Source organism: Halorubrum californiense DSM 19288, from assembly GCF_000336875.1.
Classification (GTDB): Archaea; Halobacteriota; Halobacteria; order Halobacteriales; family Haloferacaceae; genus Halorubrum; species Halorubrum californiense.
The window spans coordinates 84,949-98,039 of the sequence record NZ_AOJK01000064.1 but is presented as its reverse complement, the minus strand read 5'-3'; the positions used below and the strand labels follow the sequence as shown (position 1 = coordinate 98,039).

The following is a 13,091-nucleotide window of genomic DNA, read 5'->3' as shown; positions in this document are numbered from 1 at the left end:
ACCTCCGCCTTCGGTCGCCGCGGGCCCGAAAACGGCCCGCGGTCAGCGGTCGTCCGAGTCGCTCCCGACCGCGGCGGACGGCGAGTCGTCTTCCGTCTCGGTAGCCGCCGCGTCGTCTCCCCGCAGCTGGGACGGGAGGAGTCCGGAGAGCAGCCGCCGGAGTATCTGCGCGGGATCGAGGAAGTACTGCGGGAGGACCACCATCGCGACGGCGACGACCAGCAGGCCGCCGCCGAGCGCGACCTCGCCGGCGAGTAGCCGGAATACGGCGTAGTTCCCCACCGGGATGGCGAAGATCAGCGAGGCCGCCAGCCCGATCATATCGAGCAGTCCGAGTCGCATTGGTGACCCGTTGGCTGCCAAGGGTCAAAAGGAACGCGGCGTGCCGGCAGCGGCGGTTGCGGTGTGCGCGGCGCGTACGCACCCGAACGTCGGTCTGCGCTCGGCGCGTCGACCCAGAACCGATAACCGTCGCCCGCCCCCAGTTCCGGTATGTTCACCGGCATCGTCGAGAGCACCGGGACGGTCCGCGAGCGGACCGAAACGGACGACGGACTCCGGCTGCGGATCGGCGTCGGCGGGTTCGACGACCTCCACCACGGCCAGTCGATAAGCGTGAGCGGCGTCTGCCTGACCGTCGAGGAGTACGGGAGCGACGACGGGGCAGACGAGGCGAGCGACGGCGACACGGCGGGCGACGAGACCGACTGGTTCTCGGTGTTCCTCGCGAGCGAGACGGTCGCGAAGACGTACCTCGGCGAGATCGGGGAGAGCGACGCCGTCAACGTCGAGCGCGCGATGCCCGCCGACGGGCGCTTCGACGGCCACGTCGTCCAAGGCCACGTCGACACCGTCGCCGAGGTGACGGGGATCGAGCGCGTGGGCGAGGACTGGCGGTTCACGTTCGCGATCCCCGAGGGCCACGGCGACTACCTCGTCGACAAGGGCTCCGTGACGCTCGACGGCATCTCGCTGACGGTCGCCGAGAAGCGTGACCGGGAGTTCGACGTCGCGATCATCCCGACCACCTACGACCTGACGACGCTCTCGGAGAAGTCGGTCGGCGACCCGGTCCACATAGAGGTGGACGTGATCGCGAAGTACGTCGAGAACATGCTGGACGGGTACGCGGGAGGGGACTGAGGACCCATCCCGTCTCGCGGGAACGGAGGCGTCAGTCCTCGTGCGCGTCCTTCGCGCCCTCCACCGTCTCGCGGACGGCGTCGACGCCCTCGTCGTGGAGCAGGTCGCCGACGACGATCACGTCGCTGTGGGCGGCCATCTCGTTGGCCGACTCGTAGTCGTGGATGCCGCCGCCGTAGAACAGCGTGGCGTCGTCGAGCGCGTCGTGGGCGGCCGCGACCTTCTCCGTGTCGCCGAAGGTGCCCGAATACTCGACGTAGACGATCTCCTGGCCGAACATGCGCTCCGCGACCTTCGCGTAGGCCCCCACGTCGTCGGCGGTGAGGTCGCAGTCTGCCTCGGTCAGCTGGGCGACCGACGCCTCGGGGTTCAACACGATGTACGCCTCGGTGTGGGTCCGGCTCCAGTCGAGGTCGTCGATCCGGACCCACTCCTTGTGGGCGCCGGTGATCCAGAAGGGGCCGCCGGCGTTGAACACGGTCGGGATCAGGTAGCCGTCGAGGGCCGGCGAGTCGATCACGACCCCGGGATTCGACGGCTCCTGATACAGCGGCACGTCGTACTCCGCGGCGGCGTCGACGACGCGGGTCATCTTCTCCGCGGTGACGTCGAGGGTGCCGCCGATCTCGATCGCGTCCGTCCCGGTCCGGCAGACGTCCTCGAAGGTCTCGCCCGAGCGGAGGTCCTTGTCGGGGTCGACCTTCAGCACGTGGTCCCAGTCGTCCCACGGATTAGTCATCGGCCGAGAGTCTTCCGGGCGAGAGTAAAAAGGTGCGGAAGCTGTCTCGCCGGCCGGACGGCGGCGGTACCGGTGGGTCCGCCCGACCCCTTCAGAGCAGGTCGTCGAGTTCGTCGTTCTCGAACGCGGCCGCCGGGTCCGGTTTCTCCTCGCGCTCGTCGCGGACCGCCTGCCTCGCGCGCTCCAAGAACGCCTCCACGCGTTGGGAGCGCTCGACGCCAGCGAGGAGGACCAAGGCGGCGATCCGGTCGGAGTCGAGCGGGAAGTCGCCGCCGCGGACCTGCATCGAGCCCGTCTCCTCTTGAAGCCACTTGCGCGCCTTCTCCGCGCCCTTCCGAGAGATCCGATCCGGGTCGCCCGCGACCGCGACGAGAGCGGCGTCGGCGTCGGTGGCGCTCGGCAGCGAGAGCCCGGTCATCACCGCGCTGCGGACCGCGCTCGTCACCGTGTTGACGTTCTCCTGCGGGTCCTCGGCCGCGGGCGCGGACGCGAACCCGACCGCGGCCATCCCGCCCGCCCGGAGCGTGTTTATCACCTCGCTCGTGTCGACGACGGACTCGGCGACCCCCTCGACCGCCTCGCCGGCGGCCAAGAGGAGGCCGATCCGCTTCGCCATCGAGGCGTTGATCGCCTCGTAGCCGCCCTCAACGGACTCGCCCGCGGAGCGCCACGCGTCGTTGTCGAGCAGGATCGTCGCGTCCGCCTCGCGGACCAGCGTCTTCAGCGACCGCCCGGCGTTCACCTGGTACATCGTCCCCTCGTCGCGGCCGGGGAGGATTCCGATCGCGTACACCGGAACGTCGTACACCCGGTTCAGCTCCCGGACGAGGATCGGCGCGCCGCCGGAGCCCGTCCCGCCGCCGAGGCCGGCGACGACGAAGACGGCCTCCGCCTCCGCGGTGACCTTCGGCGCCAGCGCGTCCAACACCTCGACGGTGTCTTCGTCCATCACTTCCGCGCCGAGTTCGTTGTCGCCGCCGACGCCGTGACCGTTGACGCGCGACTGTCCGACGAGGACCGTTTCGAGCGGGAGCGGGTCGAGGTCGGCCGCGGCCGTGTTGACGGCGATCGCGTCGAGGACCGCGCCGTAGCCGGCGTCGGCGTCGAACTCCGCGAGGGCGGTCGCCAGCTTGCCGCCCGCCTGTCCGACGCCGAGGAGGACTGCCTTCATGCGAGGACGTACCGTCCCCCGCGACAATACCCTTTCCCCGAGGTTTAAGAGTGAAACCGCGGGCAACGGGTCGCATGACCGACCACGCGCGGGGCGCCGAGCCGTCGAGGAGGGGAACGGAGGCGACGCCGACGGAGGCGGAGACCGAGGCGTCGACCGGAGCGGACGAAGCGGACGAGCGGATCGAGGCCCGGCTCAGCGCGGTCGAGCGCGCGGTAACTGGAAGCGACGCGCGCCCGGCGGACGCCGCCGCGGAGGCGGAGGCGACGGCCGAGCGCGAGCGGATCGAGTCGCGCCTCGACGACATCGAGGAGCGCGTCGCGGAGCTGGAGGCGGCGACGCAGGCGGTCCGCGGCTACGCGGGGGCGGTCAGGGCCGTCAACCGCGAGGTCGAGCGGCGGGCCGACCTCGCGCTGGCGCGGGCGACCGAGGCTGGACGAGAGTCCGGTCGGGACGGCGATATCGACGGGGGCGGGCGAGCCGGCCGGAGCGGCGCACCCGATCGAGACGGCCGGAGTGGGGCACCCGATCGAGTCGCGAGAGACGGGGACGGCCCCGGCGGTGCGGTCCCGTCGGAGAGCGCCCTCGACGCCGCCCTGCCGGGCGATCGGCCGACGTCCGGCCAGCGCACCGGCAACGGCGAGAGCGACGGGGACGGCGGGGACGACGACGGAGCGTGGGCGACGGACGCGCTGGACCGACTCCGGGAGTCGCTGTGAGCGCGCCGTGATCCGCGTGGTGCTCACCGTCCTCGTGGCGGTCGCGCTGCTGGCGGCGTCGATGCCCGCGGTCGAGACGGCCCGGGCCGCGACGACGGCGGAGCGGATCGGCGCGGGGGCGGACCGGCTGGAGCGAGCGATCGGCGGCGTCGTCGCGGACTCGACTCCCGTGAGCGATCCGGCGATGGCGGCGCAGACGACGGTCCTCCTCCGGGTTCCGACCGGGTTTGCCGCGTCGGACCTCGACCGCGTCGCGCTCGTCGAGTCGCCGGACAGACCGGGCGGCGTCTCGCTCGCGTACCGGATCGACGGCCGACCGGAGCGCACGCTCCGCGTCGGCACGGGCCCGGCGGAGACGGCCGTCGACCTCGTCGGGGGACCGATCGAACTTCGGACCGACGGACCGAGCCGGATTCGGGTCCGGTACGTCGACGACGACGGGCCGACGGTCCGGATCCGTCGTGTCGGATAGCTCCGACCGACCGGAGGAACCGGGAGCGGACGGCGGGCGATCGTTTATATACCAAACCGCGGCCACGTCCGCCATGAATCTCGGCCTCACCGAGCGGATGGCCGGCGACGACGGCGAGACGCCGCTCAGACGGCTTCCGTGGATCGACGGCGACGACGGCGGATGCCGGTGCGATCCGACGTTCCGCGAGCCCGTGGGGACGGGTGTCGAGAATCGGGTCGTCCTCGACGTCGACGCCGATGGCTGTCCCGGACGCGGTGACCTCGCCGCGAGCCCGGACTGTCTGGCGACCGTCGTCGCGGCGCTCACCGACCGGGACGCGGGCGTGATCCGGACTCGACACCGCGGGCGGGAGCGGTCCTACGCCGACTGCGCCGCCGAACTCCTGATCGCCGCGGGACGGTTCCGGGAGCGGATCGGATTCCACGAGGAGCGGCTCGCCGACCGGGTCGCCAGCGACCCGCTCGGTGCGGCGTCGGAGGCGGCCGGACGCGCGGGTCCCGCAAGGCGGATCGCGACCGAGACGGGGCTGCTGTCGGCCGCCGAGGACCTCGCGGGAGACGCGGACGGAGCCGAGAGCGACCGCGACCTGCGCGAGCGCCTTCGGGCGCACGTCGGGCCGACGGCCGCCACCGCGCGCGTCGCGGCCGCGCCGCCGCCGGGCGCGACGCTGATCGACCGCTGGACGGTCTTGACCGGGGCGACCGTCCGGCTCTACGAGGGCGACGACTCTCTCAGGACCTACCACCTCACGCCGCCGAGCGCCGACTTGGACGTCGAGAGCGTGGCGACGCTGGCCGCCGCGCGGGACCGACTGCTCGACGACCCCCGCGGCGGGGACAGGGCGCCCGGCCGGGCGGTGCGGGCGGTGGCGAACGACGACGACCCGGTCGCGGACCTGACCGAGGTCCTGCGGCGACACACGCACGGCTACGGCGCGTTCGAACACGTCTTCGCGGACGACCGGGTGAGCGACGCGACGGTGACGGCGCCGGTCGCGGAGAACCCGCTCCGCGTGGTCCTCGACGGCGAGCGCTGCCGGACGAACGTGCGGCTCCCGCCGGAGGGGGCCGCCACCCTCGCGTCGCGGCTCCGGCGAGAGAGCGGACGGGCGTTCTCGCGGGCGACGCCGACGCTCGACGCGACCATCGAGTCCGAAACCGGTCGCGTCAGGGTCGCCGCGGCCACGGCCCCGGCGAGCGACGGCCTCTCCTTCACTTTCCGTCGCGGGGACCCGGAGGCGTGGACGCTCGCTCGGCTGGTGTCCGTCGACACGCTCACGCCCGCGGCGGCCGGCCTGTTGTCGGTCGCCGTCGAGCGCGGCGTGACCGGACTGGTCGCGGGCGGCCGAGCGGCCGGGAAGACGACCGCGCTCGGGGCGCTGCTGTGGGAACTGGGCGCCGAAACCCGCACGATAGTCATCGAGGACACGCCGGAACTCCCGGTTGACGCGCTCGCCGACGCCGGGCGGGACGCCCAGCGACTCCGCGTCGGAGACGGCGCCGAACTCGCGCCGGCGGACGCCGTGCGAACCGCGCTCCGCATGGGCGGCGGCGCGATAAGCGTCGGCGAGGTGCGCGGCGAGGAGGCGCGAGCGCTGTACGAGGCGATGCGCGTCGGGGCCGCCGGCGAGACGGTCCTCGGGACGATTCACGGCGAGGACCCGGCGGCCGTCGAGGAGCGCGTCGTCACCGACCTCGGGGTCACCCGGTCGTCGTTCGCCGCGACCGACCTGATCGCGGTCCTCGACGACCACCGCGTCGAATCGATCGTCGAAGTCGGCGACCACGACGAGGGGGTGAGCTTCGATCCCCTCTTCGAGCGGACCGAGCGAGGACTCGTCGCGACGGGGCGGATCGACCGCGGCGAGAGCCGACTGATCGAGGACCTCGCCGCGTCGGACGAGTCGTACGCCGCGGTTCGGGAAGCCGTCGACCGGCGGAGCGACCGAGTCCGCGAGGCGGTTCGAACGGGACGGATCGCGCCGACGCGGTACGCCGGAGGCGACCGATGAGAGACGGCGGGTCGAGTCGGTCCGGCGGATCGCTCCGTTCTGTCGGCGAGGACGGGTCGACGGCTTCGGATGAGCTACGGCGGGCCGTCGCGTTCCTCGGGTGGGACGCCTCCGCCGAGCGCGTCGTGGCCGTCGGGTATCGGGTCGGCGCCGTCGCCGGCGCGGTCGTCACCGCCGTCGCGGCGCTCGTCGCCGGCGCGGTCGCCGCCGCACCGGCGGGGTTGGCCGCCTTCGTCGGCGGGGTTCACGCGGTCCACCGGGCGCCGGTGTGGCTCGCGTCGCTCCGGCGGACGCGGGCGCTCGGCGCGGCGCCGGGGCTCGTCGGGCGACTCGTGTTGCGGATGCGGCTGGACCCCTCCACCGAGCGGGCGGTACGGTTCGCCGGTCGGACCGGCGACGGGCCGCTGGCCGCGGCGCTCGCTCGCCACGAGCGGGGGAGCGCGGACGGACCGACGAGCGGGCTTCGGGCGTTCGCTCGCGAGTGGCGACCGTGGTTCCCGGCGATCGACCGCGCCGCGGCGCTGGTCCGGACGGCGGCGACCGCGCCGCCGGAACGCCGGGGGCGGTGTCTCGACCGCGCGCTCGACGCGACGCTCTCGGGGACGACCGACAGGCTCGCGTCGTTCGTCGGCGCGGTGCGGGGACCGGTCTCCGCGCTGTACGCGTTCGGCGTGCTGCTCCCGCTGGCGCTCATCGCGCTGCTTCCCGCGGGCGCCGCCGCCGGGGTCGCGATCAGGCCCGGACTCGTCGCCGGCCTGTACCTCGTCGCGCTCCCCGCAGGGCTGATAGCCGCCTCGGCGTGGCTGCTCTTCCGCCGACCGGTCGCGTTCCCACCGCCGGAGATCAGCGGTGACCACCCGGACGTGCCGGAGCGGCGCGGCCACGCGCTCGTCGTCGGGTGCGCCCTCGGGGCGGCGGCGGCCGTCGTCGCCGCGCGGGCAGTCGCGCCGTGGGCGTGGCCGGTCGGGGGGGTCGGCGTCGGCGTCGGGAGCGCGCTGTTCGTCCTCGCGCGTCCCCGCCGGGCGGTGTTATCTGACGTGCGCGACGTCGAGCGCGGGCTCCCGGACGCGATGACCGTGATCGGCGGGGACGTGGCGGAGGGGGTCGCGGTCGAGACCGCGGTCGCGAACGCCGGCGAGCGCTTGGACGGCGCGACCGGCGAGCTGTTCGAGCGCGCCGGGCGACGCAGCGACACGTTGCGGGTCGGCGTCCGCGAGGCGTTCCTGGGGCAGGGCGGACCGGCGGCCGCCGTCCCGTCGCCCCGGCTCCGGGGCGCGATCGCGCTCCTCGCCGTCGCCGCGCGCGAGGGCCGGCCGGCCGGCGACGTCCTGCTGGAGCTCGCGGACCAGCTGGAGTCCCTGCGCGACCTCGAACGCGACGCGCGGCGCCAGCTGGCGACCGTCACGGGGACGCTCTCGAACACCGCCGCGGTGTTCGCGCCGCTCGTCGGCGGGGCGACCGTCGCGCTCGCGACGGGGATCGACGCGGTCGACATCGGTAGTCTCGGCGCCGGGGCGGCCGCTGGCGCCGACGCGCTCAGCGGGGGCGGCCTGAGCACCGGAAGCGGAGCGACCGGCGGTAGTGCGGTCGGCGGGAGCGGCGCGGCCGGGGTGGGTGGCGGTGCGGGGACGCTATCTGTGCCGATTCTCGGACGGATCGTCGGGGCGTACGTGCTGCTGCTCGCCGCGCTCCTCACGGGACTCGCGACCGGGTTGGAGCGGGGGTTCGACCGGACGCTGGTGGCGTATCGGATCGGCATCGCGCTGCCGACGGCCACCGCGACGTTCCTCGTCGCGTTCGCCGGCGCCGGGCTCCTCTTTTGAGACCGGGAGCCGGGGGAACGGAGCCGAGAGTGGACCCGACCCGCGGCGCCGATAGTTTATATACCAAGCCGGGGCCAGCCGCGCCATGTTCGAGACGCACCTCGACGCCACGTACGCGTGGCTCGGTCTGGCCGTCGTGAGCGTCGCGGCCGTCGGCGTGGCCGCATCGTTCCCGGCCTCGCCGCCGCCGGACGCCGACGGCGTCGCGCGCACGGTCGACTCGGTCGCGGACGGGGAGTATCCGGCGACGGCCGAACACGGAATCGCCGCGGAGAGGCTCCGGCTCTCAGAGGGATCCGTCTCGCTCGGCGACGATCGGGTGACGGCGCGGGCGACGCTCGACGCCCCGCGGATCACCCCGGTGATCCGGCCCTCTGCGGGGGCGAGCCCCGAGGCGACGACGGATGCGCGGCTTCGGCGCGTCCTCGCCGGCGCTCCGCCGGGCGCCGCGTTCGACGATCCGGCGGCGTTCGCGGCGGCGGCCGAGCGTGCGCGAGCGGCGGACGCGACGTGGACGCCCGCACCGGAGCGGATCACGGTTCGTCGGGTCCACTACGGCGACGTCCACGTCACGCTCGTGGGGTGATCTCGCGTGTCACCAGATCCCGCGAGGTCGGACGCGTCGGGAGCTTCGAGGCGACCGGCCCCGGCGTTCTCGACAGCCGACCGCGCCGCCGTCGAACCGACTGCCGCGCTCGTCGCGGTGGTGATCGTCGGGCTCGCGCTGGGGCTGTACGCCGGCGCGTTCGCGGACGCGGCACCCGACGATGACCGATCGGCCGCGAGGGCGGCGCTCGACCGGATCGAGGGGATGGTCACCGTCGGCGGCGTCGTCGACCCGGACCGGATGCGGCGGGTCGAAGCGCCCGGGACCGCGACCGCGATCGAACTGGAGGCGGGCGACGAGCGGTGGCTGGCCGCGTCGGGCCCGGACGCGCCGGGACCGCCGGGAGTCCGGTCGCCGGACGCGGTCGCGGTCGCCGAGCGTCGGGTGACGGTCCGCGTGGCGCCGGGCCGGAACGTGCGCGGGACGCTCCGGGCGGTGGTGTGGCGGTGACCAGCACCGTGCTCGACGTGACCGTGCTGCTGCTTTGCGTCTCGGCGAGCGTCGTCGCGCTCGGCGCGAGCGACGCCGTCGGTCCCGACGGCCCGACCGCGACCGACGCCGCCGACCGGCTCGTCACCGAGACTACGACGGTGAGCTATCCCGACGAGGGCGCGCCGAACGAGACGCGTCGCATCCACGCGACCCGCGCCGAGTTGCTCGCGCTGCTCGCGGCCCGCGACGCGGAGACCGCGTTCGACCGCAGGGCCGTCGAGTCCGTCCGCGCGGGAGTCGGTCCGCGGACGCGGGTCGACGCGACGGTGAAAGCCGTCGCCGAGACCGACCGGAACGACGCCATCGGCACCGAGACGGACGGCGGCACGTGGAGGCTCCCGAGCCCGCCGGCTGTACGGGGCGGGGCGGCGTCGCGTCCGGCCTCGGTCGCCGGCGGGGCGGTTCCGGCGCCGGAGATTGGCGACCGAGGCCGAGCGGACGGGCCGAGCGATACCAGAAAGTCCTTCGCCATCGGCCCCGAACCGCCGCGGAACGCCGACATCGCCGTCGCCGTGGTCCGACACCCGGTTCCGGACCGGTTCGACGGCGAGGGGGGCGAGCGTCGATCGTCGGTCAACTTCGTTCGGGTCATCGTCCGGAGGTGGTGAGCGTGGGGAACCGAGGCCGCGGTCGGTCTGCGGACGCGGGTCGCGCTCGGACGTTCACCGTTGACGAACGGGCACGGGTTCCCTTCGCGCTCGTCGGCGTGCTGTTGCTCGTGACGAGTTCGGCGTACGCCGCGGGGCTCGCCGAGCAGGGACTGGTCGGCGAGGACCGTCGCGTCGAGCGCGCCGTCGAGCGCGTCGAGGCCGACGCCACCGCCGCACTCAGGAGCGCCGCGCGCGAGGCCGCCCACGACGCGGCGGCGGAGCCGGTGACGCGCGCGCCGGCGGGAGACGGACCCGGCGCCGAAGTGGTCCGGGAGGGATCCGCCTTCGAGGACGCGTTCCGGGTCCGGCTCGCGATCGCCGGGGCGGAGGCGTTGCGCGCGGTCGAGAGCGACGTCGGCGGCGTCGAGGCGAACGTCTCGCTCCCGGCGGTCGACTCGGCCGACGACCTCGTCGCGGCGCGCGAGCGGGTCGGCATCGAACCGGCCGCGAATGGGACCGCGACGCGGGTCACCTTCGAGGGCGTCGCGACGACCGCGACGCGGGACGGCCGGACCGTCGTGAACCGGACGCGATCGCGGACGGTGACGGTCGCCGTGCCGACGCTGGCCGCCCACGAGCGGACCGAGCGGTTCGAGCGGCGACTCAACCGCGGCCCCGTCGAGGGGCCCGGGCTCGGCCGGCAGGTCACCGCCAGCCTCTACGCGATGGCGTGGGCTCGGGGGTACGGGCAGTACGCCGGCGCGCCCGTCGAGAACGTCATCGCGAACCGCCACGTCGAACTGTCGACGAACGCCGGGATCGTCCGCGTCCAGCGGGACGTGTTCGGGACCAGCGACCCCGACGCGCGCGGCGGCGTCGCCCGCGCGACGGCTCGGACGGGCGTGACCGACCTGCTGTCGCCGACCGGCGTCCACGAGGCCTCCTGGACGGACGCCGTCCTCGGAGCCCCGACGCCGACGGGGGACGGTGGGGGAACGAATGCGGATTCGACGGAGGAATCGGCGAGGGACGCGAACGGTGACGCGACCGCGAGCGAGGACGCCGCCTTCGACCCGGCCGGGGACGCGACGAGCGAGACCGCGTCGGTCGAGGTCGGGCACGCGGCCGACCGCGCCGCGACCCGCGTCCACGACGACCTCGACTCGATCGTGCGGGCGAGCCACCGGGTCGAGGCGACCTTGGAGACGGAGGCGACGCGAGTCGTCGACGGGGGCCCCGTGACGCCGGATCGCCCCCGGTCGCTGCTCGACGAACCGTGGCGGCGGGTCGACACGTCGCGGACGGAGCGGGTCCGCGTGGGCGGCGGGAGCGACCTGCGAACGGGGACCGACGGCGAGACCGTGTCGGCCGGCGACTCGGTGTCTTTCGGCGGCGCGACCCGGGAGGTCGCCGTCGAGCGCGCCGCGACCACGACGTGGGAGCGGCGGGTCGTCGAGCGGGGGCCGAACGGGACGGTACAGAACGTGCGCGTCGACCGCGCCGTGACGAGCGACGAGGCGACGGACCGGTACCGCGTCCGCGTCTCGGTGACCGGGACGTACGCGCCGCGCGACGGCGCTCCCGACAGACCGACGGCGACGTTCGGCGCCGCCGAGGGCGGCGACGTCGAGGGGGCGGATCTCGCCGACACCCCGGCGGCCGCGAGGGCGGATCTGAACGTCGAGACGGACGGCGACGTCGACCGGCTGGCGCGCGACGCCGTCGAACGTGGCGACGAGACGCGCTCGACGGTCGTGTACGGCGACCGGTCGGACGCGGATCTGGACCGGATCGCGAGGGACGTCTTGTCGATGTCGGAGCGCGTCCGCGAGTTCGAGACCGAGGCGTCGATGGCCGACGCCGCGGTCGGCGAGGCGACGCCGTACCGCGACCTCGCCGCGACCGTGCGTGACCGGCGCGACGCGCTGCGCGACGCCCCGGCGAGGTACGACGGCGTGGTCGACCGCGGCCGGATCGCCGCGCGCGTCGCGTACCTCGACGCCGTGATCGCCGAACTCGAATCGGCTGCCGAGGACAGGAAGTCCGCGACCGACGGCGTTCTCGACCGCGTGAACGACGCGTTCGGCGGACCGCCCGTGGGCGAGGTGATCGCCAGCCGCGAGGCCGCACGCGACCCGGGGACGTACACCGTCGGCGACAGGGGGCCGGGGGGCGCCGTCACGTTCGCCCCGGAAGGGTCGCCGGGGTACCTCCCGCGGACGGCGGTCGACGGGGAGCGCGTCGAGGGCGTCGACGGCACGACCACGCGACCGCTCGCGACCCGGAACGTGAACTACGTCACGCTCCCGTACAGCGACGTCTCCGGCGGGATCGCCGACCGGATCCTCGGCACCGACGACACGGTCCGCCTCGGCGTCGCCGGGCGGTCGCTCCTCGCGGCCGGAGAGGCCCTCGCGGCGGCCGACGACGAGGACCTGCGCGCCGACCGACGCGCGCTCGCCGGCCGGGTCGACGCGTCCTTGGAACGTCTCGACGACGCGCTGGCGGAGCGCCTCGCGGAGCGGACCGACCTCTCGCGCGAACAGCGGAGCGCGGTGTTGGAGAACGCCGCGAGCGAGTACGACTCGCTCGGCGAGAGGGCCGTCGCGGTCGGCGAGGGCGAGTATCCGGATCGCATCGCGAGCGAGGCCGCGCGGGTCGGGTCGCTGTCGACTGCCGAGCGGCTCGGGCTCGCCGCGCACCTCCGCGTCGAGACGCGCGAGGAGGCGGGGCGAGACGCGGTCCGCGTTCCGGCGCGGTTCATCGACGAAACGACGGCCGCGGCCCGGCAGATTCGCCGGAAGAAGGTCGAATCGGCGATCGAGTCCCGCGCCCAGAAGGCGGTCGCGTCGGTGCCGGACGAGCGCGTTCCGAAGCCGGTTCGGACCGTCGGGGCGGGACTTCCGGTCGCGCCCGTGCCCGGGTACTGGGTGGCGACGGTCAACGCGTGGAAGGTCCGGGTGCGCGGCGAGTACCCCCGGTTCGCCCTCCGCGCGAACGTCGGGACCCCCGACCACCCGTTCGAGTACGTCCGGGAGCCCGGCGCGGTCAGCGTCGACGTGGACGGCGAGTCGGTCGCGCTCGGGGCGACGGAACCGGTCGCCTTCGAGACGCGGACGGTCGTCGTCGTCGCCGTCCCCGCCGGGCCGCCGGGCGTCGGCGACGTCGACGGGACCCGCGACGAGACCTCCGGCGGCTGGCCATGTCCGGGACCCCTGAGTCCGACTCCGGGAGAGGGAGACGACTGTACGGAGTCGTGAGAGGCTCGCCGACCGAGCGGCGAGCGGACGGGACGCGTCCGACCGCAGCCGTTTTGAGACA

The 13,091-nt window shown here is 74.5% G+C and carries 12 protein-coding genes; 9 read left to right on the top strand and 3 right to left on the bottom strand.

Annotated features, from left to right (window positions below; translation table 11 throughout):
• Nucleotides 1-42 precede the first annotated feature (42 nt).
• Complete coding sequence (locus tag C463_RS13100) at nt 43-342, bottom strand: DUF7533 family protein (RefSeq protein WP_008444549.1); 300 nt, start codon at nt 340-342, stop codon at nt 43-45.
• Between the two features lie 150 nt (nt 343-492).
• Here C463_RS13100 and C463_RS13095 point away from each other — a divergent pair, with 150 nt between their 5' ends.
• Nucleotides 493-1,143: a riboflavin synthase gene (locus tag C463_RS13095; protein WP_008444548.1), complete on the top strand. Its 651-nt coding sequence runs from the start codon at nt 493-495 to the stop codon at nt 1,141-1,143.
• Between the two features lie 31 nt (nt 1,144-1,174).
• Here C463_RS13095 and C463_RS13090 read toward each other — a convergent pair whose 3' ends face one another.
• Together C463_RS13090 and C463_RS13085 are read right to left on the bottom strand one after the other, a co-directional pair.
• Entirely contained in the window at nt 1,175-1,882 is a 708-nt protein-coding gene (locus C463_RS13090) for a phosphoglycerol geranylgeranyltransferase (RefSeq protein ID WP_008444547.1), read from the bottom strand.
• Nucleotides 1,883-1,973: 91 nt separating this feature from the next.
• The gene (locus tag C463_RS13085) at nt 1,974-3,053 is read right to left on the bottom strand and encodes a tubulin/FtsZ family protein (protein WP_008444545.1); all 1,080 of its coding nucleotides are present in this window, start codon (nt 3,051-3,053) and stop codon (nt 1,974-1,976) included.
• A gap of 74 nt (nt 3,054-3,127) precedes the next feature.
• On the opposite strand from C463_RS13085, the gene C463_RS13080 reads away from it, so the two are divergent.
• The 8 genes from C463_RS13080 (at nt 3,128) to C463_RS13045 (ending at nt 13,030) form a co-directional block, all read left to right on the top strand.
• Entirely contained in the window at nt 3,128-3,772 is a 645-nt protein-coding gene (locus C463_RS13080; protein WP_008444528.1) for a DUF7310 family coiled-coil domain-containing protein, read from the top strand.
• A 7-nt stretch (nt 3,773-3,779) separates the two neighbouring features.
• On the top strand, nt 3,780-4,244 hold the full coding sequence (locus C463_RS13075; RefSeq protein WP_008444527.1) for a DUF7311 family protein: 465 nt from the start codon (nt 3,780-3,782) through the stop codon (nt 4,242-4,244).
• 73 nt (nt 4,245-4,317) lie between these two features.
• Nucleotides 4,318-6,258 (top strand): ATPase, T2SS/T4P/T4SS family, encoded by a 1,941-nt coding sequence (locus tag C463_RS13070; protein WP_008444526.1) that lies wholly within the window; start codon nt 4,318-4,320, stop codon nt 6,256-6,258.
• Nucleotides 6,255-8,081: a hypothetical protein gene (locus C463_RS13065; RefSeq protein WP_008444525.1), complete on the top strand. Its 1,827-nt coding sequence runs from the start codon at nt 6,255-6,257 to the stop codon at nt 8,079-8,081. Before C463_RS13070 ends, C463_RS13065 begins: the two co-directional genes overlap by 4 nt.
• Nucleotides 8,082-8,166: 85 nt before the next feature.
• A complete protein-coding gene (locus C463_RS13060) occupies nt 8,167-8,667 on the top strand; it encodes a DUF7283 family protein (RefSeq protein ID WP_008444524.1) in 501 nt (166 codons plus the stop codon).
• 6 nt (nt 8,668-8,673) lie between these two features.
• Nucleotides 8,674-9,138: a DUF7285 family protein gene (locus C463_RS13055; protein ID WP_049905921.1), complete on the top strand. Its 465-nt coding sequence runs from the start codon at nt 8,674-8,676 to the stop codon at nt 9,136-9,138.
• Nucleotides 9,129-9,788, top strand: a complete 660-nt coding sequence (locus C463_RS13050; RefSeq protein ID WP_008444522.1) for a DUF7284 family protein — start codon at nt 9,129-9,131, stop codon at nt 9,786-9,788. The genes C463_RS13055 and C463_RS13050 overlap by 10 nt, the downstream gene beginning before the upstream one ends.
• Complete coding sequence (locus C463_RS13045; protein WP_008444521.1) at nt 9,782-13,030, top strand: DUF7286 family protein; 3,249 nt, start codon at nt 9,782-9,784, stop codon at nt 13,028-13,030. Before C463_RS13050 ends, C463_RS13045 begins: the two co-directional genes overlap by 7 nt.
• Nucleotides 13,031-13,091: the final 61 nt, after the last annotated feature.